This is a genomic window from Acidobacteriaceae bacterium (assembly GCA_028283655.1).
Taxonomy (GTDB): domain Bacteria; phylum Acidobacteriota; class Terriglobia; order Terriglobales; family Acidobacteriaceae; genus Granulicella.
This window is the reverse complement of record JAPWKE010000001.1, coordinates 194,200-216,022: the sequence shown is the minus strand read 5'-3', so window position 1 is coordinate 216,022 and position 21,823 is coordinate 194,200. Positions and strand designations below refer to the sequence as shown.

Here is a 21,823-nt window from a genome sequence, read left to right as displayed (position 1 = left end):
GAAGTGTGTACGCATGGCACCGCTACGTGGATGAAGATTCCGCCAATATCTTTTTCGTAATCTGCTGCGTTCGCAGCGGCTTGTTCCAAAATGAACCTCGGGAAACAACCTCCGCACCTAAAAACTTCTCGCGTCGCATCCCGAGGGACTACGATGGACAAGACTTCCCGCAACGCTCTTATCTTCCATACGCATGAGATACCTCCACGGCCCCATCGCGCCACTGCTCCTGCTCGTCATCTCCGGATACTTCTTTGCGGCGTGGTTCTACGCTCCGCTCAGTCTCTGGATGGTGCCCCGGCACGTTCGCGCACAGAGCCGTGAGGCGGTTTTGCACCGCGGATATCGCTGGTTCCTGGTTTTTGTCGGCATTCTGCTGGTCGGGGTTGCGCTCGTTCTCGTAAGCTCGGATTGGCACTACTAATCACCCCCTGCGGAAGCGAGTCGAACTCACCCCATGAGCATGAAGTTTCTTAACCCACCACCCGCTGCGGAACGCGACAACGCTTCGTTTGAACTCCTGCGCGTCTGGGTAGCCGAAGCCAGCCAGCACGTCAGCCTGCGCACCGGCACCTTTCAAGACCCAGCCGCCTGGGGAGTCGTGCTCGCCGACCTCGCACGCCACATCGTGAACGCCGAGGCCATGAGCAACAAAGACATCGACGAGGAAGCGTTCCTCGATCGCCTGCTCGAGTCCTTTGACGCTGAAATCGAATCTCCCACCGACGAAGCCGAAGGCGAACTGATGTAGCCGCGTGGCCTGCGCGTTACATTACGCGGGCCACGCGCTCCAGCTCAGACTGAATAATCTCCGGCGTCACCCCCGCGCCTTCAATGCTGAACGCCACGCCACGCGCCTCCTGCGACGAGATCCCATACCCTCGTCCTGAGAGAAAGTTGGCGACAATTTCGGCAGCTTGAAAGCTATCAACCCCCGTCTGGAGCAGGTCATAGCGCAACATGATGAGGTCAGCCGGGGTGAACTTTTCGATCAGGCAGCGATCTTGCTTCTCTTCGTTGTCCCTATCGGTCATCTCAGCGCCCCTTATAGAAGTGTTGTTTACGCAAGCTGCTGCGTTTCAGGATTAGAAACGCAACCCTCTCCATAGGTTGTTTGCGAATTGTGCGTGTTTTTTGCCGCCACGCAAACATTCCTCGCGCCGCGATATCCTTGTACACATGAGTGAAACAGCGGCGGCAATCGCCAACCAGACAGCGGCACGAGTATTGGACGGCGTAAGAATCGCCGCAGAGATCAAGGCCGAAGTGGCCGAGGAAGTAAAGAGCGCGGTCGCCGCTGGCTACACACCGGGCCTTGCCGTTGTGCTGGTCGGCGACGTAGCTGCATCGCAGATTTACGTGCGCAGCAAGGTGAAAACCTGTGCTGAGCTCGGCATTTACTCCGAGATGCACACGCCCGACGCCTCCGTCACCACCGAAGACCTGCTCGAACTGGTCGCCCAGTTGAACGCCCGCGACGAGATTGACGGCATCCTCATCCAGCTTCCCTTGCCCGCGCACGTCGACACCCAGCGTCTGCTCGAAGCCGTGCACCCCAGCAAGGACGTCGACGGCTTCCACCCCATCAACGCCGGTCGCCTGCTCAACGGCACCGACGCCAGCGAGCTGCTCGCACCCTGCACCCCCGCAGGCATCATGGAAGTGCTGAAGCGCAGCAACATCCCCGTCTCCGGCGTAAACGCAGTCGTCCTGGGCCGCTCCAACATTGTCGGCAAGCCCATCGCCGCGATGCTCATCAACGCCTCGGCCACGGTCACGGTCTGCCACTCGCGCACGAAAAACCTGGCCGACTTCACGCGCGAAGCCGACATCCTCGTCGCCGCCATTGGTCGCCCCGGCTTCGTCACCAAAGACATGGTCAAGCCCGGCGCTACGCTCGTCGACGTCGGCATCAACCGCCTGACCGGTGAAGCCGAAGTTGTCGAGTTCTTCCCCTCGGAGCATCCCGACCACGAGACCCGCAAGGCCACTTTCGCCAAGCGCGGCTCGACTGTCATCGGCGACATCGCACCGATGGCCTTCTCCACCAGCAGCGCCTACACGCCCGTCCCGGGCGGCGTCGGTGCGCTCACCATCGCCATGCTCATGGCAAACACCGTGAAGGCCGCTCGTATGCGGCGAGGCAAATAACCCAATGCTTCGAGTCGGACTCACAGGGGACCTCGGCAGCGGCAAATCCACCGTCGCAAAACTCTTTCAGGAACAAGGCGCAGTCGTCTTTGCCAGCGATGAAATGGGTCGCGCGCTGATGGTGCCGGGCAAGCCAGTCTTCGACGAAATCGTCGAACGCTTCGGCCCCGGCATCCTCGCAGCAGACGGCACGCTCAACCGCCGCGAGCTCGCCCGCCTCGCCTTCGATCCAGAAAACCCGCGCATCGAAGAGCTGAACGCCCTGGTCCACCCTGCCGTGCTGGCCAAGCAGGCAAAGCGCATCGCGCAGCTGCGTGCAGAGCGTCCGCACGCTATCGCGGTCGTCGAGTCGGCGCTGATCTTCTCCGCAAAATCCGGCACAGGCGAGAACTGGCAGGACCGCTTCGACGTCATCGTCATGGTCACCGCACCAGACGACACCAAGGTCGCTCGCTTCGTCGAACGCATGGCCACAGGCCGCGAACTCAGCGCAGACGAACGCGCCGCGCTCGCCACCGACGCCCTCGCTCGCCTCGCTCAGCAGAAGGCCAACGCCGCCTTCGCCGGACAGTCTCTCGTCATCCATAACGAAGGCAGCATGGACGAACTCACCCAACAAGCGAACGCCGTCTGGGAAGAGCTCATCCTCCGCGAACGCGCGCTCTAACCCACCCACATCGTGGCCTGCCCGGAACGTCCCTTCACAAACGCGAAGAGCTTTCCGGGCAGGCCGCTCTGTTTCAGCCGCAATCCGTCCGCCGCCATCTACGGGGCGAACGTTTGATGCGAAGATGAACCATGCCACTCGCCCCTGATGCCTCCAAGCCGCTCTCGCAGCCTGTGAGGCCCTGACGCCAGTGTTCCTCCTCATCACCCTCGCCATCGCCGCGCTCTTCGCCGCCCTCCCCGCCGTGCGCTTCGCCTTCAACCTGCGACGCTACCGTCCGCCGCGCTTCGGCTACGTCGAAGGCGAGTACGTCGCCGTCCTGATCCCCGCACGCAACGAAGCCGAAAACATCGCCGCCTGCATCGCCAGCGCGCTCGCCAGTGCAGAGGTGACCGTCGAACTCTGCGTCTGTGACGACGCCTCCATCGACGCCACCGCGTCCATCGTGCAGGCGATCGCCGCACACGACCCGCGCGTGCATCTCGTCCACTCCGCCGCCCTGCCGCGCGACTGGAATGGCAAGCAGCACGCCTGCTGGAAGCTCGCACGCACCGCCGTGCACGCACCCCTTCTGCTCTTTCTCGACGCCGACATCGTGCTGCACCCGTGGGCCATCGCTCGCGCCGTAGCCGCGTTGCGCTCCCGCGAAGTCTCCCTTCTCTCCGGCCTTCCCCGTTCCCGCACCACTGGCGGTCTAGGCGCCCTGCTTCTTCCGCTGCAACACTTCACGCTGCTCGCGCACCACTCGCTGCGCGGCCTGCAGCGCTCCAGCCAGCCGCAGTACGCCGCTGGCAGCGGACAGTTCCTCCTCGTCGACCGCGCAGCATACTTCTCCAGTGGAGGCCATGCTGAGATCCGAGCCTCCCAGCACGACGGCCTGCAACTGCCCCGCGCCTTCCGCGAGCACGGCTTTCGCACCGACCTCATCGACCTCACGCGCCTCGCCACCGCGCAGCCATCCGCCCCCGCCGCAACGTGGAACAGCCTCAGCCGCCAATCTGCGGAAGAGACGCCCACCTTCGGCAAGCTGCTCTGGCGTTCGTTGTCCTTATTTCTGGGTCAGGTAGCCCCTGCGGCCTGCGCGCTCTGGCTGCTCTATCTCGCCATCACCGACTGGCAGCAACTGCTGCACGGCAGCGTCGCGCTGGATATCGACAGCTTCCTACTCGGTGGCCTTCTACTCTGCATCGCCATAGCTGCAGCCGCCCTGCCGCGGCTGATCGCGGCCTACCGCTTCAAACAACCGTGGTGGTCAGCACTGCTGCATCCGCTCGGCGTCACGCTTCTGCTTCTGCTGCAGTGGACAGCATGGCTGCGCGCAAAATTCGGAAGCCAGGCACTCTGGCGTGGACGCCGCTACTCGGAGTAACGAGCGTAGCTGGTGTTCGTCTCAAACACCGTGCAGTCCTTCACGCGCACGCGCCCCGCGCTCACCCGGACAACCTCATCGGCCACCTTGTCGAAGAAGTACTTCGACAGGTTTTCGGCCGAGGGGTTCACCGTGGTGAATGGCTCAAGATCGTTGATCATCTGGTGGTCCAAATAATCCACCGTCGGCCGCAGCACCTGCTTCAGCAGCTTGAAGTCGAGCAGCATCCCTGCCTCATCCAGCTCTTCGCCAGCTAGTGTTACCAGCACGCGATAGTTGTGGCCATGCGGGTTCTCGCACTTGCCATAGTAGTTCCGCAAGTAGTGGCCAGAGGAGAAGTGAGCTTCGACGGTGACTTCGTACATGATGTATGCGTTCCTAGCGAGCGTCCTCACGACGCTGGCGACGTTGCTCGTCACGTTGTTGCTCGTGGCGGCGTTCTGCCTGCTCAAAGAGCGCGGACATCGTTCCGCCCAGCCCTACCAGCAATGACAGCAGCAGCAAACCCATCGCCGACGTGCGCCACAAGGCGGCGTCCCCCGGCGATCCCGGCCCCTGCGCGAGATGCGTTACCGACAACAGAAAAGAGATGAGCGCGAGCGCCCCTAACGTGCCGGCGAGAATGTAAAGATTGCGGCCCATGCCTGCTCTAGTTTACGCGTCCTTGCGTGCCTTCGGCGGAGGCTGTTCAAAGAACATCTCCACCTCCCGGATATCGTCCGTGCGCCGGTACGGCGGCAGCGAGTCAAGAAACGTAGCCCCATACCGCGTCGTGCGAATACGCGGGTCCAGCAGCATCAGCACACCGCGGTCCGACAGCGAGCGAATCAGCCTCCCAAAGCCCTGCTTCAGCGCAATCACCGCCTGCGGGATCTGTAACTCGGCAAACGCATTGCCTCCGCCAGCGTTGATCGCATCCGTCCGTGCCTTCAGAATCGGGTCCGTCGGCACTGCAAACGGTAGCTTGTCGATAATCACGCAGCTCAACTGCTCGCCCTGCACATCGATCCCCTGCCAGAAGCTCGACGTCCCAAAAAGCACCGCATTCGGCGTATCGCGAAACTGCTGCAGCAAGGCATGGCGCGGTGCTGTCCCCTGCATCAGCAGCGGATACGGCACCTGCCCCAGCAGACGATCGTGCAACTCGCGCATCTGCGCATAGCTGGTGAAGAGGCAGAACGCCCGCCCCTGCGAGATCTCCAGCACGCGACGAATCTTCTCCGTGGCCTGCACCACAAACTGCGGATGCCGAGGTTCCGGCATCGTCGGCGGCAGATACAGTAGCGCCTGCTTCGCGTAATCGAAGTGCGACGACACCACCAGCTCCTTCGGGAACGGAATGCCCAGCCGCTTCTTCAAATGCTCAAAGCTCGGCTGGCCCTCGCCGTCCGCCACGGTCAGAGTCGCCGACGTCAGCACCACCGTCGGGTACCGCGCAAACAGTGTCTCCGTCAGCAGCGTGGACACATCAATCGGCGTCGCCTGCAGATGCGTCGTAAAGCTCGTAAAGAGCTGTGCCTCCGCAGCCCGTGCCGCAATGCTCGCCGAAGCCTGCGCTGACACAATGCCGTTAGCCAGCAGCGGATCGTTTAGCCCCGTCGTTCGCGGCTGCGAGCGCGCCGCATTGCGCAGGTTCGAGCTCGTCCGGCGTTCAATCCAGAAAACGTTGTTCTTGTCATCGCCCTCGAGCAGAAACTTCAGATGATGACGAATGTCCGCCGCACGCCGCCGCAGCCCGGACGCCTCTTCCACCTCGCGCAAACGCTCCAGCTCGCCTTCCAGCCGCGTCAGCGCGTTCGTCGCCCCGATATACGCATCGCCCGCATGTTCAAGGAAGTCCACGCGGTCGCTGAACTCCAGCCTGCCCATGTGCGACGGCCCCACCGGCAGCGCCGAGAAGAACATCCGCGAACGATCACGCAGGTTCGCCGTCGCCGCTTCCACGCCGGACGTGCTCACGCTCTTCGCCCGCAGCAGGCCTTCCGTATCGCGCGCCAGTTCATCGAAGCGCGAGTTCGTCAGCGCCACGCCGAAGTACTGCGACGCCACATCCTCCAGCTCATGCGCTTCGTCAAAGATCACCGCTGCAGCCTCCGGCAGAATGCCCGCATCAGGAGCATCCCCGGCCTGCTGCTTGATGTTCAAATCCGCGAAGAAGAGATGGTGGTTCACGATCACCAGATCGCTCTCCAGCGCCTTGCGCCGCATCGACGTCACAAAGCACTGCTCCCAGTTCGGGCACGTCTGCCCCAGGCAAACCTCGCTGCGCGCGTCCAGCTTGTGCCACAACGCGGAGTGCTCCGGCAACGCGTTCAGCTCCGCGCGGTCTCCCGTCTCGGTCTGCTTCTCCCAGCGCGCAATCTGGTGAAACTGCTCAATCTCATCCAGCCCGCTCAGCAGCGGGTTATCGCGCAACGCATACATCTTCTGCTTGCACAGGTAATTCGCCCGGCCCTTCATGTAGCAGACCCGCAGCGGCCCCAGCAGCGACTCGAGAAACGGAATGTCCTTGAAGAACAACTGCTCCTGCAGGTTCTTCGTTCCCGTCGAGATGATGATGCGCTGCTTATGCTCCCGCGCCTGCCGCAACGCGGGCAGCAGATACGCCAGCGTCTTGCCCGTGCCCGTCCCGGCTTCGACGATCAGGTGGCGCTTGTCGGCAAAACACTGCTCGATCGTCTGCGCCATCTTGTACTGTCCCGGCCGCTGCTCGAAGTTCAGCGTCGACTTGGCCAGCAAACCGCCCTGGTGAAAAAACTCATACAACGACGGTAGCGGGCCATCGACGGCCCGTTGTTCGTGGAGCTTTTCGATCTGGTTTACCAGCGGCATCTAGCTAGCATGATATCCGCCGTTTCTTCGCCCGGCGCATCTTCCCACAACCACTTCTTCGGCTAAGAAAGCTTTGGAGCTTCGCCTTCGGCCATCGGACCGACGTTCAGCGGCAGGAAAAAATCCGCTTCGGGCAGAATCTCCCGCAGCCGATCCGTATCGACCGCGCGAATCCGGGCAATCCACTCGTCTTCGACGTTCAATGTGCCGTCTTCACGCCGCAGAACCAGCGCATCGCCCACCAGAAATGCCATCCACCCACCGAACGCCGTCGTCTCGTCCTGCTCATCGGTCAGCACCAGCGCGAACCGTTTCCCTGCATATCCGTCTAATTCCATCTCTCAATCCTAGTCTTTGCTGAGACTTCAGGGGGCCAACGTGCGACCATAAAAGAAAGAGGATTTATGGCACCGAAGCGCGAACAGAAAAAACGAATGGGCAAAAAACACCGGCAGGCCAGCACCCGGCCTAAGCTCGGCAAGGCCCCGCGCTCAGGCGCTAAAACCGGTGCCCAAATCGCTGGCGCCACGCCCAAGCAGCGCAAGACGATCGCGGCCAAGAAGGCCGCCTCCTCCAAGGCAGCCCTCACGCCGAAGCAATCGCCCGAGTTCGAGCGCAAAGTCACGCTGCGCCCCGAGGACGACGAGGACAAGTACATCGTCGGCCGTCGCAAGAAGTTCTCCCTCGGCGGCTCCGGCTCCTCGCACGAAGAGCGCGAAAACCGCGAGCTCGAAAAGCTCGCCAGCGAAATCGCAACCGCCGCCAGCCACCGCACGCCCGATCGCATGCCGCTGGTCGCCATCTGCGGCCGCCCCAACGTCGGCAAATCCACGCTATTCAACCGCCTCACCGGCACCCGACGCAGTATCGTCGGCGACGAGCCCGGCATCACCCGCGACCGCATCTACGGCGAAGTCGAGTGGGCCAACCGCAATGTTCGCCTCGTCGATACCGGCGGCGTCATCCCCGACGACGAAGCCCTCATCCCCAGCGAAATCTTCCGTCAGGCCAAGATCGGCCTCGAAGAAGCCGACGCCATCATCATGGTCATCGACGGCCGCACCGAGATCACCGCGCCCGACGTCGAGCTCTCCCGCCTGCTCCAGCGCGGCGGCAAGCCGCTCTTCCTCGCCGTCAACAAAATGGACACGGTTGCGCTTGAGTCCTCTGCCGAAAACTTCCGCACGCTCGGCTTCAAGAACGTCCTGCCCATCTCCGCCGAGCACAACTCCGGCATCGGCGATCTCCTCGACGAAGTCTGGGCCGCCCTGCCGCCCGAGTTCGTCGCCGAAGAGCCCACCGAGAACGAAGAAGGCTTCGAAGAAGAGTTCGATGAAGACATGGGCCCCGGCTTCGACGAGGACGAAGACAGCGAAGACGCTCCCCGCGAGCGCAAGCTGAAGTCCCACGGCGAGCACGTTCTCCGCGAGACCAAGGTCGCCATCATCGGCCGCCCCAACGTCGGCAAATCCACGCTGCTCAACGCCCTCACCGGCACCGAGCGCGCCATCGTCTCACCCATCGCAGGCACCACTCGCGACGCCGTGGACGAGGTTGTCGAACGCGACGGCCACAGCTTCCGCTTCATCGACACCGCAGGCATTCGGCGCAAGGGCAAGACCAAGCTCCTGGCCGAAAAGCTCTCGGTCATCATGAGCCGCAAGCACCTTGAAGACGCCGACGTGGCGCTCCTGCTCATCGACGCCACCGAAGGCGTCACCGCGCTCGACGCCAACATCGGCGGCTACGCGCACGAGTCCGGTCGCTCCGTCATCATCCTCGTCAACAAGTGGGACGCCATGACCAAGGTCGGCCCCGACGGCATGCGCCTCTACGACGGCAAGCCACCAGCAGACCGCAAGGCCTACGAGCAACAGGTCCGCGACTCGCTCAAGTACCTCGACTACGCTCCGCTCATCTTCATCTCCGCGCTCGAAGAGCTGAACGTCGAAGAGGTCTTCAAGAAGACCCAGCTTGTCAGCCGCGAACGCCGCAAGCGTATCTCCACCGGCAACATGAACCGCTTCCTCGACTCCGTCGACTTCCAGCGCGCCAGTGTGCCGATGAACCGCCGCGTGAAGATCTACTACATGACGCAGGCCGCCGTGGCTCCGCCTACCTTCATTCTCTTCACCGACCGCGACGTCAAGCTCCACTTCAGCTACGAACGCTTCCTCGCCAACGAAGTCCGCCGAGCGTTCAAGTTCATTGGTTCCCCCATCTGGTTTAAGATCAAAGCACGCAATAAGAAGAAGGCCGAGTAAACTCGGCCTCTTAGCTCCTCCTTCCCTTCGCCCACTTCTCCCTTCGGGCCCCGCACTAGCAGCACACTGCAACGATGCGTTCATCGTTGCAGCTTTCTGTGCTTTCGCTGACCATCATCAGTCCACTTCGTCCACGCGCTGACCGTCACCAGCGTCCGTACGCCCAGCCGTCCGCACGAACGACAGGAGCAAGCATGGCCCGTCCCATTCCGTCCTCAACAATCGTTTCCATCGCAGCCTTCTTCACCCTTCTCGCCACCGGTTGCGGCATCGGTCCGGTAAGCACCTCAAGCAGCAGCGCTTCGGGACTCGCTATGAAGGGCGAAGTCTTCGGCGGCCAGCAGCCCGTCGTCGGTTCGCACATCTACCTGATGGCCGCCAACACCACCGGCTACGGCAACGCCTCCCTCTCTCTGCTGAACGCCGCCACGACTGGACAGTCAGACGCCATCGGAGCTTACGTTCTCACCGACTCCACAGGCTCCTTCTCCATCACCAACGACTACACCTGCACCGCAGGCGCTCAGGTCTACCTCTACGCGCTCGGCGGCAACCCCGGCCTGGCCGCAGGCAGCACAAACTCCGCAGCAGGCTTCCTCGCCACGCTGGGAACCTGCCCCGCCTCCGGCACCTTTGCCTCCACCGTGCCCTTTCTCAACGTCAACGAACTGACCACCGTCGCCACGGCCTACGCCATCGCGGGCTACGCCGTAGACGCAACGCACGTCTCCTCCAGCGGAACAGCAGCCGCAACCGCAGGCATCGCTAACGCCTTCGCCAACGCTGCAAGCCTCGTAGACGTCTCCACCGGAGCAGCTCTCAGCCAAACCCCCTCCGGTGCAGGCACCGTGCCTACCAGCACGATCAATACGCTCGGCAACATCCTCGCCGCCTGCATTAACGCTGGCACCCCCGACGGCTCAGCCTCCGGAGCATGCTCCACGCTGCTTAGTGCTGCCACCTCCGACGGCACCACCAGCGGCACCGTAGCCACGGACACCGCGACCGCCGCTCTCAACATCGCGCATCACCCCGGCGCAAACCTCTCCGCGCTCTACGATCTGCAGGCCGCCACCGCCCCCTTCGCGCCCAGTCTGCCCACCCAGCCAAACGACTTCAGCATCGGTCTGGTCTTCACCGGCGGCGGCCTTGCCAGCCCCTCCGCCATCGCGATCGACGACGCCGGCAACGCATGGGTATCAAGCTTCTACGGCCCCATCACTGAAATTTCAAACTCCGGCAAGTTCCTCTCCGGCAACAGCGGCTTCACGCCCGCCACGCTGAAGTACAGCTATGGCATCGCCGTCGACGGCCTCGGCCACACCTGGGTTTCCAGCTACGGCGGTGGAACCAGCAACGACGGACACATCATAGAAGTAAGCTCCACCGGCACACTGCTCAACGACTACAGCACCAGCGTGTTCGGCCCTGCAGGAATCTCCGTCGACGGCAACAATAACGTCTGGACCGTGAACAGCGCCTCAAGCGGAGTCAGCGGACAGCGAAACGGTGTCGTTCAGATCACGCAAAGCGGCACCATTACAGCGTTTCCCACCTACAACACCACCTCGGGGTACAGTGCGCAGTTCCCGCTCTACGTGGTCAACGACGCCAGCAATAACGTCTGGTTCGCAGGCAACGGTGAATCCGCTGAAGTCGGAGAGCTGAACTTCGCCGGAACAGCCAATGCTAACGCGCCATACACCACAGGCGAAGTCACGACCGCAGATGCTCTGCCCAACGGCATGGCCGTCGATCATTCGGGCAACGTGTGGATCGCCAACTACTACTACAGCGGCGCTGTCTCCGGTAGCCTGGTTGAGCTTGCAGCGGATGGCACGCTGCTCTCCGGCAACAACGGATACACGAACTCCGCGCAGTATCCGGCTGCCCCAGCCGTCGATGGAAACAACACCATCTGGTACTTCAACGCTGCCTCCACGCAGTTCGCTCTGTCACAGATCTCTTCAACAGGGACCCTGCTGACACCAGCCAACGGCTACTCCGGGAACGCAACCATGACGAACGTCGCTGGTTCAGCCATCGATAGCTCCGGTGACATCTGGGCCGCGGACTTTTCAACCAACCAGGTCGTCGAATACCTTGGCGTCGCCGCTCCCGTCATCACCCCGATGGCTTCAGCCATCGCGCAAAACAGCGTCGGCGTAAAGCCCTGACCTGCGCGAGGATGCGCTCCCGTCCAGGAAGCGCATCCTCGCACCGCTACACAGTCGTGGCACGAAGCATGTAGGCTGGTTAGCCATGCGAAGCTCGCGACGTTCTTTCCTGCACCAACTCAGCCTCACCGCCGCCGCCCTCTCTCCCGCAGCAAGGCCTCTTCTGGCTCACGCCCAGCCGTCCACCGTAGACCAAACGTGGCATACCACCTGGAGCGCCGCGCTCGCGGTCCTCGCAGGCAACGTCAAAACCACCCCTCACTTCGACAAGCCCATCCTCTTCGAAGGCAGCACCTACCAGGGTGCCTGGCAGGAGTGCGGCCCGCACGAGAGCCTCGCCTACGCGCAACTCGCCCGCTTTGTCGCTCCGCGCGAAGACAAACTCACCCCGCTCGACATCGCCCGCAACACCCACCGCGCCTTCTTCGCCAACCAGCGCGAGGACGGCCAGCTCCCCGCCAGCGTCAAGCTCTCCGAAGCAGGCTTCGCCCAGATCCAGATGGTCGTCCCCATCGCCGCCACCGCCTGGGACCTCTCGCAGCTCCTGCACGACGAAGCCTTCCTCACCGAGGCCTACAACGCCTGCTCACGTTGGGACGCCTGGCTCCGCCGCTATCGCAACACCCGCGGCACCGGCCTCGTCGAAGCCTTCTGCATCTACGACACCGGCCAGGACAACAGCCCGCGCTGGAACGGCGTCCCCAAGCGCTGCGCCGACAACGACGCCCGCAAATCCGCGGTCGCTCCCGGCATGCCGCGCCTCTGCCCCGACCTCTCGGCCACCGTCTTCGGCGCGCGCATCGCGCTCGCCCACATGGCCGACGCCCTAGGCAAACACGCCGAAGCCGCCCGCTGGCGTGAAGACGCCGAAACGCTCCGCCGCCTCATCCTCGCCAAGCTGTGGTGCGAAGAGGACGCCAGCTTCTACGACCTGGACACCGAAAACAAATTCGTCCGCGTGCGCTCGGTCGCCAACCTCCGCGTCCTCGGCGAGCACGTCCTCGACACGAAGATCGCCCACGACCGCAGCCTCTTCGATCAGCTCTGGACACGCCAGCTCAGCAACCCAAAAGCCTACTGGACAACCTTCCCCTTCCCCAGCATCGCAGCCGACGACCCCAAATTCGTCCGCCCCATCCCACGCAACAGCTGGGGTGGCGCAACCCAGGCGCTCACCGCGCTCCGCACCCTGCGCTGGATGGACCATTACGGCAAACACGCCGAGCAGCGTTACCTCATGCAGCAGTGGACCGCAGCGATCATGCGCCACGGCGAGTTCCGCCAGCAGATCGACCCACTCACCGGCACCTTCACCCAGCCGGACCCCGGTGGCTACTCTCCCTGCGCCCTCGTCTTCCTTAAATTCGCCGAGGCCATGCGCAAAGCGCCGAAAGCCTGAGCCTCTTCAGCCTTCCATAGCAGGAGGCGGCGCCACCATCACCGGCGGGTAGTACACCGCAGGCGGTGGGGGCGTCGTCGCGTCCAGCGCATCGCCCAGCAGCGGATAGCGACCGCCGAGGAAGCACTGCAGATACGCCTCAAGAAAGACCATCACCGGCCCAAGGCTGACGCCGCAGCCGTACACAATCAGGAAGACATACATCACCAGGCCAACGCACACCGCCAGCACACTCAGCACAGCCGTCGGCACATGCAGCAGGTGAAGCACAACCCCGATCAGCAGCGCCACAAGGACCAGCACGAGGACCACGATCACGATGGCGATCTCAAACAGAATCAGTGCGACGAGAAATCCCGCAATCGCCAGCAGGGGCTTCATCAGCGCATAGCCCAGCACCTGCAGCGGCTCCTGTCGAACCAGTACAAACAGGCGGCGAAACGCCTCACGCAGGGAAACCCGCTCCAGCGCCAGCGAAGGCACGATGAAGTCCGCCAGCAGCGAGTTCACCCACATGTAAAGACCAAAGATCAGGTACAGGCCGAAGAACGCTCCATAGAACGCCAGCAGCGCATGAAACGCCTGAGGATCCATCGGCTGCCCGGGCTTCGCCTGCAGCTGGTCCAACAAAGGCACAAACGCTGACACCATCCGAACCAGCGGCACAGCCAGCAGCCCCAGCACGACGCATCCGGTCACCATCTTGAACAGCGTCCACGGCAATGCTGCGTCACCAAACGTTCGCCACGCAGAAGCCACCCGCGACTCACGATGCAGTACCAGGCCAAAGACGGAAAACTGCAGCCGCGAGCACAGATAGAACAGCGCCACGTACACCGCAAAAAACACCAGCGACATGACCATCAAAATGGACGTAGGAAACGCACCGCGCGCCTGCGCAGGAACCATTTTGAAGAAGAACGCGAGATACATCATCGGCCACGGCATAAAGACCGTACCGAGTACACCGAGGTACGCCGAGATCGAAATCTTCCACGTGCCTCCGAAACGAAACGGAGTAAACAGCACAAGTCTGGTACGTGCAATTGCCGGCGAGATCGCTTCAATAGGGCCGAGAGGTCGCATAAGAGTGTGCAGCGAGAGTACCACGCACTCTTTGCAGCTCTAGACGTTTCCCGCCAGCCAGCCGTCCCAGGCTTCCAGCGCACGCTCGCACTGAATTCTGTGCCGTTCTTTCTTGTCGCGAATCTTCTTCCGCAGCTCTTCCTCAAGCGGCACCAGCAGATCGAACGTAATGTTCGCCGGCTGGAAGCGCTTCGTCTCCGCATGGGTGATGTAGTACGACAGCGAACCGTTCGCCGTCAGCCGTGGAGCAGGCGTCGGCTGCTCGCCCTTCGCCAGCGCCGCCGCATAGCGCCCAGCCAACTGCCCCGAAGCCATCGACTCCGTATAGCCTTCCACGCCCGAAAGCTGCCCCGCGATCAGGATGTTCGGATGCGAGCGCAACTGCAGCGTCTCCGTCAGCAGCGTCGGAGCATGAATGTACGTGTTGCGGTGGATCTGCCCATAGCGCAGGAACTTCGCATTCTCCAGCCCCGGAATCATCTTCAAAATGCGCGCCTGCTCGCCATACTTCAGCGAGTTCTGAAACCCCACCAGGTTGTAGCTGTCCGCACGCAGGTTCTCCTGCCGCAACTGCACCGCCGCATACGGCCAGCGCCCGGTGCGCGGGTTCGTCAACCCCGCAGGCTTCATCGGCCCAAAGCGCAGCGTGTCCTTGCCACGACGAGCGATCTCTTCAATCGGCAGGCAGCCTTCAAAGTAATTCAGCTTCTCGTCCGCAGCCTTCGCCGCCACATCGCCCGCATCAGGAATCGCTTCCCACGGCTTGTGCTCAATCTTCTCCGCCGTCGCCAGAGCGTCAATAAATGCGTCGTACTCGTCCTTGGTAAACGGGCAGTTGATGTAATCCGCCGTACCCTTGTCCCACCGGGCCGCAAAGTACACCTTCTCCATATCGATGGTGCTCGCATCCACAATCGGCGAGATCGAATCATAGAACGCCAGGTGGTCGGAGCCAGTCAACCGCTGCAGCTCACCCGCCAGCGGCGACGACGTCAGCGGCCCGCTCGCCAGCACCGTGATCACGTCCTCCGCACTCTCATCCAGGCGCGTCACCTCTTCGCGGCGCACCTCAATGTTTGGCTCGGCCTCGATCATCGCCGCCACCTTCGCCGAGAACACTTCGCGGTCCACCGCCAGCGCATGTCCAGCCGGCACACTCGCTTCATCCGCAGCCTTCAGCAGAAACGAACCCGCCCGCCGCATCTCCTGCTTCAGCAGCCACGGCGCAGAGTTCTCGCTCTCGCTCTTCAGCGAGTTCGAGCACACCAGCTCCGCAAAATCACTCGTCAAATGCGCTTCCGTCGATCGCACCGGACGCATCTCGCTCAACACAACCTTGCAGCCCGCACGCGCCGCCTGCAACGCAGCCTCAGGCCCCGCAAGGCCTCCGCCAATCACATGAACAGTCTTCATCACTTACTAGCTTATCGGGTTACGCGCCCCGCAACGCCGGAGCCTGCTCCGCCAGCGCAGCCAGCTTCTCATCGGCCACCCGCATAATGCTCCACTCTGCCTGCCTGTGCGCCCCCACGCGCTCATACACCGCAATCGCTGGCGCGTTCCAGTTCAGCACGCTCCACTCCATGCGAGGGCAGCCTTCCTCCACCGCAACCTTCGCCACCTGCGCCATCAACGCCTTGCCGATCCCCTTGCTGCGCAGGCTCGGCGTCACATACAGGTCCTCAAGCCAGATCCCATGATGTCCGCGCCACGTCGAGTAGCTCTCAAAGAACAGCGCAAACCCCGCAGGCCTGCCCTCCCACTCCGCAACAAAGCTCCGAAACCGACGACGCTCACCAAAGCCATCGCGCAGCAGGTCAGCTTCCGTCGCCAGCACCGCATCGGGCTCGCGCTCATACTCCGCTAACTCGCGAATGAATCCCAGAATCGTCGGCACATCCGTGCTTTCAGCCCACCGCACACAAAGCTCTGCGCTCACTTCTTTTCCTTCACGTCCGCAGGCGACAGCGGAATCTCAAACGTATCCAGCACCGCGCCCTCGCCGCTCGCATCCTGCCAGCGCACCTTGCGAAGCTCTAGCACCGCATGCTTCAGCACCGGCTTATCCAGCCCTTCCACGTCGTAGTACAGATACCCTGCCACCGTCTCATGCGGCTTCACCGTCGTCGTCTTGAAGCCAAAGTCCGCATCGTCCGCCATGATCTTCGTATCGATCGGCTTCGAGTGGTACTTGATCGACGGCAACGGCCCCGGCAAAGGAATCGACTTCTCCCGGCTCTGCTTCAGCTCATACATCCGACGGTTCAGATCATCCGGCGTCGCTGCCTGCACCTTCTGGTTATCCGCCGTAATGAAGTCAATGCGCGCATCCGATAACGTCACCGCGTGGTCGGAGTCATTCGTCACGATCACGCGCACCGGCAGCATGTCATGCTCGTAGTAGTCGAGCCGCGTATGCGGTTGCGTCTCCTTCGTATCTCCCGGCTCCGCGGCAATCGTCACATGCTCGCTCGCATGGGCGTCATGCATCGGATACTGACCAGCCGCAAACGGCGTCGTCGGCTTGCGCGGCTTCTCCGCATGGGCAGCAGACGCAACGACCAGAAAGGCAGCAAGCGGGAGAAAAGTGCGAAGACGCATCGGCATTGATTATCCTCTCCCCATGGTGGACGAGGCAAAACGCGCGTACGGGTGCAGGCAGGAGTCCCGAATTTGATGCTGCTCTACAGCCTCGCGTTGACTCTCGCGCTCCTCCTCGCCTCGCCCTGGTGGCTGCTTCGCATGGCCACCACGCAACGCTACCGCGAAGGCCTCGCCCAGCGCCTCGGCCGAGTCCCCGCCGCGCTTCGCGCCCACATCGCGGGCAAACGCGTCCTCTGGCTGCACGCCGTCAGCGTCGGCGAAACTCTCGCCGCGCAGCGCCTCGTCAGCGACCTCGAAGCCGCGCTCGGCGTAGGCTGGTGCGTCGTCATCTCCACCACCACGCGCACCGGCTACGCCCTCGCCTGCGAACGCTTCGGCGCAGACCGCGTCTTCTACATGCCGCTCGACTTCGCCTTCAGTACCCGCGCCTACCTCCGCGCCCTGCAACCCGCAGCCGTCGTGCTCATGGAAAGCGAACTCTGGCCGCGCCTGCTCCACGAAGGCCAGCGCCGCAATATCCCGCGCCTCGTCGTCAACGCCCGCGTCAGCGACCGCAGCTTCCGCCGCGCACTCAAGGTCCGCGCGCTCTGGAAGCACGTCCTCGCCAAGGTCTCGCTCTTCCTCGCACAAAGCGAAGAAGACACCAGCCGCCTCACCCAACTCGGCGCACCGGACGTACAGACCCTCGGCAACCTCAAGTTCGACATCCGCACACCGAAGCTCTCGCCGCTGCTTGACCGCATACGTGCCGAAGCTACAGGCCGCCCCATCATTGTGGCCGGGTCGCTCGTTGAAGACCGCGACGCCAGCCGCATGGAAGACGAACTCGTCATCGCCGCCTGGGCCGCAAACATCGCAACACGCCATCAGGCGCTGCTCATCCTCGCCCCGCGGCATCCGCAAAACTTCAAGCGCGCCGAAGCCTTCGCCGCCCCCTTCCGCTACCTCCGCGCCTCCGACTGGGCACGCGACCCAGCCCCGCAGTACAGCCTCACCAGCGACGGCCCGCTCGAAATCCTCATCCTCGACACCATCGGCGACCTCGCCTCCATCTACTCGCTTGCGACCATGGCCTTCGTCGGCGGCAGCCTCGTCCCCCGCGGCGGCCACAACCCGCTCGAACCCGCACACTTCGGCGTCCCCATCACCATGGGCAACTCCTTCGAAAACTTCCGCACCATCATGGCCCACCTGGTCGCCGCGAACGCAATCCAACTCGTCAACAACGAGAACGAGCTCGAACAAGCCTGGCTCCGCCTGCTCGACGACCCCGCCAGCGCGCAGGCCATGGGACAACGCGCGCGCGCCGTCTTCAACGAAGAATCCGGCGCAACCGCTCGCACCGTCGCAGCCATCCTCCACCAGGTGCAGCCATGAGCAAACAAGATTCAGCCATGAGCACAAAAGGTTCCATCATGAACGCTCGCCGTCCCTGGGCCTGGCCGCTCGTCCCTCTCTACGCCCTCGTCTCCGGCATCGCGCAACGCCTCAAAGCACGCCGAGCCAGACGTCTGCAGTGGCCCGTCCTCAGCGTCGGCAGCCTCTCCGCAGGCGGCGCAGGCAAGACCCCCGTCGTCATCGCGCTCATCAAGCTCCTGCAGCATCGCGGCTGGCAGGTCGACGTCCTCTCGCGCGGCTACAAGCGCTTCGGAGACGGCATCCAGCGCGTCGAACTCGCGCTCAACGACCGCTCCGTCGAAGGCGACGAAATCTCCGAAGCCCTCTGGTTCGGCGACGAACCCGTCATGATCGCGCAGCGCACCGGCGCCGACGTCTGGGTTGGTGCAGACCGCTACCAGGTCGGCCTCGCCGCAGAAGCAGCCGCCGAAACCACCGACGCGAACACCCAGCGCCACCTTCATCTGCTCGACGACGGCTTCCAGCACGTCCAGCTCGCCCGCCAGATCAACACCGCGCTCGTGACCCTCGAAGACCTCGACGACGCTCTCCTGCCCGCAGGCAATCGCCGCGAACCGATCTCCGCCCTCCGCAAAGCCGACGTCCTCGTCGTCCGCGACAACGAACAGGCGCAGGTGCTTCCCCGCATCGCCCGTTACCAGCGCCCCGAAGCCGCCGTCTGGATCATCCGCCGACGCCTCGACTTCGACTCGCCGCTTTCCGTCCTCGGCGCAGGCTTCCGCCCCATGGCCTTCTGCGCCATCGCCCGCCCCACCGACTTCGCCGGAATGCTGCTCAGCACCGGCTGCGGCATCATCGAAACCATGGCCTTCCCCGACCATCACCGTTACCTCGACGGCGACATCGCCAGCATCCTCGCCACCGCCAAACGCCTCAACGCCAGCGGCATCATCACCACCGAAAAAGACTCCGTCAAACTCTCCCCCGCCATGCGCGACAAACTCGCCACCATCGGTCCGCTCCTCATCGCCAAACTGCGCGTCGAGTTCGCCGCACCTGACACCGTCCTCCGCACCGTCGAGGAACGTACCGCATGAAGATTCTGATCGTCCGCGTCGGGGCCATGGGCGACGTTCTGCACGCTCTCCCCGCCGCCGCCGCGCTCAAACGCGCCCGCCCCGACTGCCAGATCGACTGGGTCATCGACGAACGCTGGCAGCCCCTGCTCACCAACTGGGACGAGTCCGGCCCGCTCATCACCCACAGCTACGCCGTACCCATCCGCAAATGGAAGGCCGCTCCGCTGGGCCGCGAAACCCTCGCCTCACTCGGCAGCTTTCGCAAGCTGCGCGGTCAGTACGACGCCGTCATCGACATGCAGGGCACGCTGCGCTCCGCGCTCATCGGCAGACTCGCCGGTGGCCGCACGCTCTTCGGCTTCGCAGACCCGCGCGAGAAACAGGCCGCCTGGCTTTACGCCCGCCCGCTTTCGCGCCAGGGCATCCACGTCGTCGAACAGGGCACCGCGCTCCTCAGCCAGGCCCTCAACCTCCCGCTCGCCGTCACCCAGCAGCTCGATGCCGCCATTCAGCTTCCACAAATTCCCTGGGCCGAAGAGTGGGCCGACCGCGAAGCCGTCCTCGCCCGCCCTATGGCCGTGCTCGCCAGCGGAGGCGGTTGGGGAGCCAAACGCTGGCCGACCACCCACTACGGCGCGCTCGCCCTCGAGCTCCGCCAGCGCGGCTACGACGTCGTCGTCAACGCCCCCCACGCCGATGCCCCCGAAGCCGCCGAGGTCGTCGCCTCCAGCGAAGGCGCAGCCCGCACCGTCGTCTGCAACGTCGCCGGCCTCGTCGCACTCCTGCGCCGCGCCGACCTCTGCATCGGCGGCGACTCCGGCCCTGTCCACCTCGCCGCCGCGCTCGCCGTCCCCACCGTCGCGCTCTTCGGCCCCACCTCCCCCGAACGCAACGGCCCCTGGGGCCCCGGCCCCAAAGCCGTCCTGCGCGACCCCGCCTCCGCCACCACCTACAAACGCACCGCCGAGACCGAAGCCGGACTCGCCCGCATCACGCCCGAAGACGTCCTCGCCGCCATCGAGCAGATGGGATACGGCCACGGCCGCAACTCTGCGACAATACTCTGATGGCCGCGCAACAACGTACAGGATGGCAAAAGATTGCACGCAGAATTCGCGTGCCTCTCGGCTTTGTCACCGCCGTCCTCTTCATCGCCTTCGCCCACCCCTCGTGGCACCTGCTGGCGGCGAGCCTCCTCCTCGTTCTCCCCGGCCTCTGGCTGCGCGGATACGCCGCAGGCTACGTGAAAAAGAACGCCGAACTCACCCGCACCGGACCCTACGCTCATACCCGTAACCCGTTGTATCTAGGCTCGATGGGCATCGCCTTCGGCATCGCCGTAGCCGCCGGAAACATCTGGCTCGCCATCCTGCTCGTCGGGCTCTTCCTCGCCATTTACCTGCCGACGATCCTCTCCGAAGAGGACTTCCTCCGCGGCGTCTTCCCGGGCTTCGACGACTACGCCAAACGCGTTCCCCGCCTGCTCCCGCGCCTCACCCCAGCCCGCTTCGAAGGCTCGGACATCGGTGCCGGGCGCTTCTCCCGCGAGCGGTACCTGCATCACCGCGAGTACAATGCTGCCATGGGTGCAGCGGCGATTTACGCTCTGCTTGTGCTGCGGATGTTCCTCTTCCGCACCCACGCCTAGAACACTCCCCCGAACAGGAGAAGGACTCTGTTGAAGGCTTTGATGTGTGCCGCTTTGGCGGCCTTCTGCCTGTCGGTTCCCAACGCATCGGCACAGGCGTTCGGCAACAAGACTCCGGCTCCCCAGAAACCCATTCCCGCCCTGCAGCCCCCCACTCCGGGCTTCTTATGGCCTCAGCACGAGACCTTGACCTTCACCGTCGATTGGCGCGTCTTCACCGCCGGAATCGCCGTCTTCCATCTCGACACCGTCGGCAACACGCTGAAGATCACCGCCACCGGCGACTCCGTCGGCGCGGTCAACATGCTCTTCCCTGTCGTCGACGGCTTTCAGTCCGGCATCGACCTCAAGACCGGCTGCTCCACGGGCTTCAACAAGCAGACCCAGGAAGGCCGCCGCAAGATCGCCAGCGAGCTCAGCTTCAACTACGCCGCAGGCAAGCAGACCCTGAACGAGCGCAACCTCGTCAAAGGCACGGCCACGCACAAGGAAGCCAACATCCCCGCCTGCGTCTCCGACTCGCTCAGCGGCATGTTCTACACCCAGTCGCAGCCGCTCCTCGTCGGCCAGACCATCAGCTTCCCTCTCGCTGACTCCATGCGGACCGTCACGGTCGGCATGAAAGTTGAAGACAAGGAAGAAATCAAGACACCCGCTGGCACCTTCCAGACCGTCAAAGTTCAGGCGACCGCTGATGAAGGTGTAGTGAAAAACCGTGGCTCTATTTGGATCTGGTACACCGACGATGCCCGTCATCTCCCGGTCCAGGTTCAGGCCCGGCTCTTCTGGGGAACCATTACCTTTCACCTCCAGTCGGTGGATCTCAAATAGCAGCATCTAATGTTTGCAGTGGTGCGAAAGGTAGTGCTTCCAATGAGTGAACAAATAAGCAATACCGGCGAATTAGTCACAGTCGCGACCTTCCCGGAACCAGCCTCGGCGCAGGTTGCGCTCATGGCCCTCGAATCCGAAGGAATCCTGGCATTTCTACAGGGCGAAAACGCCAACGGACTTATCCCCGTGGCCTTTGCCGCAACCCTTCGCGTACGCGCAGAAGACGAAGCCGCAGCACGCAAAGTGCTCGACGGTGCAGAGTTCGCTCCCCTGAGCGAAGAGGAAGTGCTCGCGGCAGAGATTGCCGACGAGCGTGGCGTGGAGTAACTTAAGCGGTGCTGCCGGGCAAAAACC

Annotated in this window: 23 protein-coding genes; 14 read left to right on the top strand and 9 right to left on the bottom strand. The window is 63.3% G+C overall.

The features are described from left to right. Positions 1-193: 193 nt before the first annotated feature. Together PW792_00960 and PW792_00955 are read left to right on the top strand one after the other, a co-directional pair. Entirely contained in the window at positions 194-424 is a 231-nt protein-coding gene (locus PW792_00960; protein ID MDE1160495.1) for a hypothetical protein, read from the top strand. A gap of 39 nt (positions 425-463) precedes the next feature. Then, positions 464-751 (top strand): DUF5076 domain-containing protein, encoded by a 288-nt coding sequence (locus tag PW792_00955; protein ID MDE1160494.1) that lies wholly within the window; start codon positions 464-466, stop codon positions 749-751. Positions 752-767: 16 nt separating this feature from the next. Here the strand turns inward: PW792_00955 and PW792_00950 are convergent, their stop codons facing one another. Further along, positions 768-1,034: a hypothetical protein gene (locus PW792_00950; GenBank protein MDE1160493.1), complete on the bottom strand. Its 267-nt coding sequence runs from the start codon at positions 1,032-1,034 to the stop codon at positions 768-770. Positions 1,035-1,179: 145 nt separating this feature from the next. On the opposite strand from PW792_00950, the gene PW792_00945 reads away from it, so the two are divergent. The 3 genes from PW792_00945 (at position 1,180) to PW792_00935 (ending at position 4,187) form a co-directional block, all read left to right on the top strand. Next, positions 1,180-2,151, top strand: coding sequence for a bifunctional 5,10-methylenetetrahydrofolate dehydrogenase/5,10-methenyltetrahydrofolate cyclohydrolase (locus PW792_00945; protein ID MDE1160492.1), 972 nt, complete (start codon positions 1,180-1,182; stop codon positions 2,149-2,151). A 4-nt stretch (positions 2,152-2,155) separates the two neighbouring features. After that, a complete protein-coding gene (gene coaE / locus PW792_00940) occupies positions 2,156-2,818 on the top strand; it encodes a dephospho-CoA kinase (protein MDE1160491.1) in 663 nt (220 codons plus the stop codon). A 190-nt stretch (positions 2,819-3,008) separates the two neighbouring features. Continuing rightward, positions 3,009-4,187 carry a glycosyltransferase family A protein gene (locus PW792_00935; GenBank protein MDE1160490.1) on the top strand — a complete coding sequence of 393 codons (1,179 nt, stop codon included), beginning with the start codon at positions 3,009-3,011 and terminating at the stop codon, positions 4,185-4,187. Here the strand turns inward: PW792_00935 and queD are convergent. From queD to PW792_00915, 4 genes are all read right to left on the bottom strand, one after another. Further along, complete coding sequence (gene queD, locus PW792_00930) at positions 4,175-4,552, bottom strand: 6-carboxytetrahydropterin synthase QueD (protein MDE1160489.1); 378 nt, start codon at positions 4,550-4,552, stop codon at positions 4,175-4,177. The genes PW792_00935 and queD overlap by 13 nt on opposite strands. Positions 4,553-4,565: 13 nt before the next feature. Continuing rightward, positions 4,566-4,829 (bottom strand): hypothetical protein, encoded by a 264-nt coding sequence (locus tag PW792_00925; GenBank protein ID MDE1160488.1) that lies wholly within the window; start codon positions 4,827-4,829, stop codon positions 4,566-4,568. A gap of 12 nt (positions 4,830-4,841) precedes the next feature. After that, positions 4,842-7,019 (bottom strand): ATP-dependent DNA helicase, encoded by a 2,178-nt coding sequence (locus PW792_00920; GenBank protein ID MDE1160487.1) that lies wholly within the window; start codon positions 7,017-7,019, stop codon positions 4,842-4,844. A gap of 62 nt (positions 7,020-7,081) precedes the next feature. Then, positions 7,082-7,357, bottom strand: coding sequence for a hypothetical protein (locus PW792_00915; GenBank protein ID MDE1160486.1), 276 nt, complete (start codon positions 7,355-7,357; stop codon positions 7,082-7,084). A gap of 66 nt (positions 7,358-7,423) precedes the next feature. Here PW792_00915 and der point away from each other — a divergent pair, with 66 nt between their 5' ends. From der to PW792_00900, 3 genes are all read left to right on the top strand, one after another. Continuing rightward, the gene (der, locus tag PW792_00910; protein MDE1160485.1) at positions 7,424-9,283 is read left to right on the top strand and encodes a ribosome biogenesis GTPase Der; all 1,860 of its coding nucleotides are present in this window, start codon (positions 7,424-7,426) and stop codon (positions 9,281-9,283) included. Positions 9,284-9,357: 74 nt separating this feature from the next. Beyond that, the gene (locus PW792_00905; protein ID MDE1160484.1) at positions 9,358-11,460 is read left to right on the top strand and encodes a hypothetical protein; all 2,103 of its coding nucleotides are present in this window, start codon (positions 9,358-9,360) and stop codon (positions 11,458-11,460) included. Positions 11,461-11,545: 85 nt separating this feature from the next. Continuing rightward, positions 11,546-12,859, top strand: a complete 1,314-nt coding sequence (locus tag PW792_00900) for a trehalase family glycosidase (protein MDE1160483.1) — start codon at positions 11,546-11,548, stop codon at positions 12,857-12,859. A 6-nt stretch (positions 12,860-12,865) separates the two neighbouring features. Here the strand turns inward: PW792_00900 and PW792_00895 are convergent, their stop codons facing one another. The 4 genes from PW792_00895 to PW792_00880 are packed head-to-tail and all read right to left on the bottom strand — an operon-like array spanning position 12,866 to position 16,546. Continuing rightward, on the bottom strand, positions 12,866-13,945 hold the full coding sequence (locus PW792_00895; GenBank protein ID MDE1160482.1) for a hypothetical protein: 1,080 nt from the start codon (positions 13,943-13,945) through the stop codon (positions 12,866-12,868). Between the two features lie 39 nt (positions 13,946-13,984). After that, positions 13,985-15,358, bottom strand: coding sequence for a methylenetetrahydrofolate--tRNA-(uracil(54)-C(5))-methyltransferase (FADH(2)-oxidizing) TrmFO (gene trmFO, locus PW792_00890; protein ID MDE1160481.1), 1,374 nt, complete (start codon positions 15,356-15,358; stop codon positions 13,985-13,987). Between the two features lie 19 nt (positions 15,359-15,377). Then, the gene (locus PW792_00885) at positions 15,378-15,884 is read right to left on the bottom strand and encodes a GNAT family N-acetyltransferase (protein MDE1160480.1); all 507 of its coding nucleotides are present in this window, start codon (positions 15,882-15,884) and stop codon (positions 15,378-15,380) included. Then, complete coding sequence (locus tag PW792_00880) at positions 15,881-16,546, bottom strand: hypothetical protein (GenBank protein ID MDE1160479.1); 666 nt, start codon at positions 16,544-16,546, stop codon at positions 15,881-15,883. The genes PW792_00885 and PW792_00880 overlap by 4 nt, the downstream gene beginning before the upstream one ends. A gap of 75 nt (positions 16,547-16,621) precedes the next feature. On the opposite strand from PW792_00880, the gene PW792_00875 reads away from it, so the two are divergent. The 6 genes from PW792_00875 to PW792_00850 are packed head-to-tail and all read left to right on the top strand — an operon-like array spanning position 16,622 to position 21,796. Next, a complete protein-coding gene (locus tag PW792_00875) occupies positions 16,622-17,926 on the top strand; it encodes a 3-deoxy-D-manno-octulosonic acid transferase (GenBank protein ID MDE1160478.1) in 1,305 nt (434 codons plus the stop codon). Between the two features lie 17 nt (positions 17,927-17,943). Then, the gene (gene lpxK / locus PW792_00870) at positions 17,944-19,005 is read left to right on the top strand and encodes a tetraacyldisaccharide 4'-kinase (GenBank protein ID MDE1160477.1); all 1,062 of its coding nucleotides are present in this window, start codon (positions 17,944-17,946) and stop codon (positions 19,003-19,005) included. Continuing rightward, complete coding sequence (waaC, locus tag PW792_00865) at positions 19,002-20,054, top strand: lipopolysaccharide heptosyltransferase I (protein MDE1160476.1); 1,053 nt, start codon at positions 19,002-19,004, stop codon at positions 20,052-20,054. Before lpxK ends, waaC begins: the two co-directional genes overlap by 4 nt. Then, entirely contained in the window at positions 20,054-20,635 is a 582-nt protein-coding gene (locus tag PW792_00860) for an isoprenylcysteine carboxylmethyltransferase family protein (GenBank protein MDE1160475.1), read from the top strand. The genes waaC and PW792_00860 overlap by 1 nt, the downstream gene beginning before the upstream one ends. Positions 20,636-20,665: 30 nt before the next feature. Then, positions 20,666-21,466: a DUF3108 domain-containing protein gene (locus PW792_00855; GenBank protein ID MDE1160474.1), complete on the top strand. Its 801-nt coding sequence runs from the start codon at positions 20,666-20,668 to the stop codon at positions 21,464-21,466. 42 nt (positions 21,467-21,508) lie between these two features. Then, entirely contained in the window at positions 21,509-21,796 is a 288-nt protein-coding gene (locus PW792_00850) for a DUF2007 domain-containing protein (GenBank protein MDE1160473.1), read from the top strand. The last annotated feature ends 27 nt before the right edge of the window (positions 21,797-21,823 follow it).

Excerpts from the sequence above, each read along its gene's own strand:
- PW792_00950 (MDE1160493.1), bottom strand. The coding sequence starts at position 1,034 with ATGACCGATAGGGACAACGAAGAGAAGCAAGATCGCTGCCTGATCGAA.
- PW792_00880 (MDE1160479.1), bottom strand. The coding sequence starts at position 16,546 with ATGCGTCTTCGCACTTTTCTCCCGCTTGCTGCCTTTCTGGTCGTTGCG.
- PW792_00915 (MDE1160486.1), bottom strand. The coding sequence starts at position 7,357 with ATGGAATTAGACGGATATGCAGGGAAACGGTTCGCGCTGGTGCTGACC.
- PW792_00925 (MDE1160488.1), bottom strand. The coding sequence starts at position 4,829 with ATGGGCCGCAATCTTTACATTCTCGCCGGCACGTTAGGGGCGCTCGCG.
- PW792_00945 (MDE1160492.1), top strand. The coding sequence starts at position 1,180 with ATGAGTGAAACAGCGGCGGCAATCGCCAACCAGACAGCGGCACGAGTA.
- PW792_00960 (MDE1160495.1), top strand. The coding sequence starts at position 194 with ATGAGATACCTCCACGGCCCCATCGCGCCACTGCTCCTGCTCGTCATC.
- PW792_00875 (MDE1160478.1), top strand. The coding sequence starts at position 16,622 with ATGCTGCTCTACAGCCTCGCGTTGACTCTCGCGCTCCTCCTCGCCTCG.
- queD (MDE1160489.1), bottom strand. The coding sequence starts at position 4,552 with ATGTACGAAGTCACCGTCGAAGCTCACTTCTCCTCTGGCCACTACTTG.
- PW792_00860 (MDE1160475.1), top strand. The coding sequence starts at position 20,054 with ATGGCCGCGCAACAACGTACAGGATGGCAAAAGATTGCACGCAGAATT.
- PW792_00920 (MDE1160487.1), bottom strand. The coding sequence starts at position 7,019 with ATGCCGCTGGTAAACCAGATCGAAAAGCTCCACGAACAACGGGCCGTC.
- PW792_00955 (MDE1160494.1), top strand. The coding sequence starts at position 464 with ATGAAGTTTCTTAACCCACCACCCGCTGCGGAACGCGACAACGCTTCG.
- PW792_00900 (MDE1160483.1), top strand. The coding sequence starts at position 11,546 with ATGCGAAGCTCGCGACGTTCTTTCCTGCACCAACTCAGCCTCACCGCC.
- coaE (MDE1160491.1), top strand. The coding sequence starts at position 2,156 with ATGCTTCGAGTCGGACTCACAGGGGACCTCGGCAGCGGCAAATCCACC.
- waaC (MDE1160476.1), top strand. The coding sequence starts at position 19,002 with ATGAAGATTCTGATCGTCCGCGTCGGGGCCATGGGCGACGTTCTGCAC.
- PW792_00850 (MDE1160473.1), top strand. The coding sequence starts at position 21,509 with ATGAGTGAACAAATAAGCAATACCGGCGAATTAGTCACAGTCGCGACC.
- der (MDE1160485.1), top strand. The coding sequence starts at position 7,424 with ATGGCACCGAAGCGCGAACAGAAAAAACGAATGGGCAAAAAACACCGG.
- PW792_00905 (MDE1160484.1), top strand. The coding sequence starts at position 9,358 with ATGCGTTCATCGTTGCAGCTTTCTGTGCTTTCGCTGACCATCATCAGT.
- trmFO (MDE1160481.1), bottom strand. The coding sequence starts at position 15,358 with ATGAAGACTGTTCATGTGATTGGCGGAGGCCTTGCGGGGCCTGAGGCT.
- PW792_00895 (MDE1160482.1), bottom strand. The coding sequence starts at position 13,945 with ATGCGACCTCTCGGCCCTATTGAAGCGATCTCGCCGGCAATTGCACGT.
- lpxK (MDE1160477.1), top strand. The coding sequence starts at position 17,944 with ATGAGCACAAAAGGTTCCATCATGAACGCTCGCCGTCCCTGGGCCTGG.